The sequence below is a fragment of the Sphingomonas sp. PR090111-T3T-6A genome (assembly GCF_000383095.1).
Classification (GTDB): domain Bacteria; phylum Pseudomonadota; class Alphaproteobacteria; order Sphingomonadales; family Sphingomonadaceae; genus Solisphingomonas.
In genome coordinates, this window is record NZ_AORL01000003.1 from 2,501 (window position 1) to 5,540 (window position 3,040).

Sequence of the window (3,040 nt, forward strand, 5' to 3'; positions counted from 1 at the left end):
ACCCACCCTCACCATTTAATTTCGACCGTGAGCAATTACGGCCGGAGTTAAATGGGAAGGGTATCCCAGACTGAATACATAGGTCTGGTGAAGCGAACCCGGAGAACTGAAACATCTCAGTACCCGGAGGAAAAGACATCAACCGAGATTCCGTAAGTAGTGGCGAGCGAACGCGGACCAGGCCAGTGCCTCTAATTCAACTAGCAGAACGATCTGGAAAGTTCGGCCATAGCGGGTGACAGCCCCGTATGCGAAAGTGAGATTAGAGGACTCGAGTAGGGCGGGACACGTGTAATCCTGTCTGAACATGGGGGGACCACCCTCCAAGCCTAAATACTCGTGCATGACCGATAGCGAACAAGTACCGTGAGGGAAAGGTGAAAAGCACCCCGATGAGGGGAGTGAAACAGTACCTGAAACGGATTGCCTACAAGCAGTTGGAGGGTCCTTGAGGCCTGACAGCGTACCTCTTGCATAATGGGTCTGTGACTTAATGTATCGAGCAAGCTTAAGCCGATAGGTGTAGGCGCAGCGAAAGCGAGTCTGAATAGGGCGCCATAGTTCGATGCATTAGACCCGAAACCCGGCGATCTAGGCATGACCAGGCTGAAGGTGGGGTAACACCCACTGGAGGGCCGAACCGATTACCGTTGAAAAGGTACCGGATGAGTTGTGTTTAGGGGTGAAAGGCCAATCAAGCCGGGAAATAGCTGGTTCTCCGCGAAAACTATTGAGGTAGTGCCTCGGACGAACACCCTAGGGGGTAGAGCACTGGATGGATGCGGGGGTCGCGAGATCTACCAATTCTAACCAAACTCCGAATACCTAGGAGTGATATCCGGGAGACAGACGGCGGGTGCTAAGGTCCGTCGTCAAGAGGGAAACAGCCCTGACCTACAGCTAAGGTCCCCAAGTCGTGTCTAAGTGGGAAAGCATGTGGGAATCCCAAAACAACCAGGAGGTTGGCTTAGAAGCAGCCATCCTTTAAAGAAAGCGTAACAGCTCACTGGTCTAAACAAGGGTTCCTGCGGCGAAGATGTAACGGGGCTCAAGACACGCACCGAAGCTTAGGGTGTGACATTAGTCACGCGGTAGCGGAGCGTTCCGTAAGCCTGTGAAGCGTCCTGGTAATGGGGCGTGGAGGTATCGGAAGTGCGAATGCAGACATGAGTAGCGATAAACAGGGTGAGATGCCCTGTCGCCGAAAGACCAAGGGTTCCTGCGCAAGGCTAATCCGCGCAGGGTGAGCCGGACCCTAAGACGAGGCCGAAGGGCGTAGTCGATGGGAATCAGGTTAATATTCCTGAGCCTGGGGATGTGTGACGGATCGCTTAAGTTGTATGTCCTTATCGGATTGGACATGCTTCGACGCGGTTCCAGGAAATAGCCTCCCCGTACAGTCCGTACCCGAAACCGACACAGGTGGTCAGGTAGAGTATACCAAGGCGCTTGAGAGAAGTGTGCTGAAGGAACTCGGCAAATTGCCTCCGTACCTTCGGAAGAAGGAGGCCCCACATATGCGCAAGCACTTGTGGGGGGCACAGGCCAGGGGGTAGCGACTGTTTAGCAAAAACACAGGGCTCTGCTAAGTCGGCTTCAAGACGACGTATAGGGTCTGACGCCTGCCCGGTGCCTGAAGGTTAAGTGGAGGTGTGCAAGCACTGAAATGAAGCCCAGGTAAACGGCGGCCGTAACTATAACGGTCCTAAGGTAGCGAAATTCCTTGTCGGGTAAGTTCCGACCTGCACGAATGGCGTAACGACTTCCCCACTGTCTCCAGCACATGCTCAGCGAAATTGAATTCTCCGTGAAGATGCGGAGTACCCGCGGTTAGACGGAAAGACCCCGTGCACCTTTACTGCAGCTTCAGAGTGGCATTAGGAAAGAACTGTGTAGCATAGGTGGGAGGCTTTGAAGCATCGGCGCCAGCCGGTGTGGAGCCATAGGTGAAATACCACCCTGTTGTTTTCTGATGTCTAACCTGCTCCCGTGAAACCGGGAGAGGGACCCTCTGTGGCGGGTAGTTTGACTGGGGCGGTCGCCTCCTAAAGAGTAACGGAGGCGCGCGATGGTTGGCTCAGGCCGGTTGGAAACCGGCTGTTAGAGTGCAATGGCATAAGCCAGCCTGACTGCGAGACTGACAAGTCGAGCAGAGACGAAAGTCGGTCATAGTGATCCGGTGGTCCCTCGTGGAAGGGCCATCGCTCAACGGATAAAAGGTACGCCGGGGATAACAGGCTGATAACCCCCAAGAGCTCATATCGACGGGGTTGTTTGGCACCTCGATGTCGGCTCATCACATCCTGGGGCTGGAGCAGGTCCCAAGGGTTTGGCTGTTCGCCAATTAAAGTGGTACGTGAGCTGGGTTCAGAACGTCGCGAGACAGTTTGGTCCCTATCTGCCGTGGGCGTCGAAATTTGAGAGGAGTTGACCCTAGTACGAGAGGACCGGGTTGAACGTACCTCTGGTGGACCTGTCGTCATGCCAATGGCGCAGCAGGGTAGCTATGTACGGACGGGATAACCGCTGAAAGCATCTAAGCGGGAAGCCTCCCTCGAGATAAGATTTCTTAGAGCGGTCGAAGACCACGACCTTGATAGGCCGGATGTGGAAGTGCGGTAACGCATGGAGCTAACCGGTCCTAATTGCTCTATTCGCGCTTGATGAGCCCCACCATCAATGACAGACCTGATCTGTCGGTGGTAACTCACCAGCACAGTAATCCGCACGATTTCTAACCCGCACTACAACCGCGCCGGCCACATAGCTTGGTGGCCATAGCGTCTGTGACCCACCCGATCCCATCCCGAACTCGGCCGTGAAACCAGACAGCGCCGATGGTACTATCGCTTAAGCGATGGAAGAGTAGGACGCCGCCAGGCTTTGTCGCCGGCGCAACAACTGTGCACCAAGAACCCATTCACAAACACCCCGCTCCGCACGAGCAGGGTAACGTCCTCGGCGCGGGGTGGAGCAGCCCGGTAGCTCGTCAGGCTCATAACCTGAAGGTCACAGGTTCAAATCCTGTCCCCGCAACCAA

At 55.1% G+C, this 3,040-nt stretch carries 1 tRNA gene and 2 rRNA genes (1 of these 3 only partly in view); all 3 read left to right on the forward strand.

Annotation, left to right across the window (positions count from 1 at the left end):
* Positions 1-2,665 (forward strand): 23S ribosomal RNA (locus ST3T6A_RS0100470) (it extends 125 nt beyond the left edge of the window).
* Positions 2,666-2,767: 102 nt separating this feature from the next.
* A 5S ribosomal RNA gene (rrf, locus tag ST3T6A_RS0100475) occupies positions 2,768-2,882 on the forward strand.
* Between the two features lie 80 nt (positions 2,883-2,962).
* Positions 2,963-3,039: transfer RNA gene (locus tag ST3T6A_RS0100480), tRNA-Met, on the forward strand.
* Position 3,040: the final 1 nt, after the last annotated feature.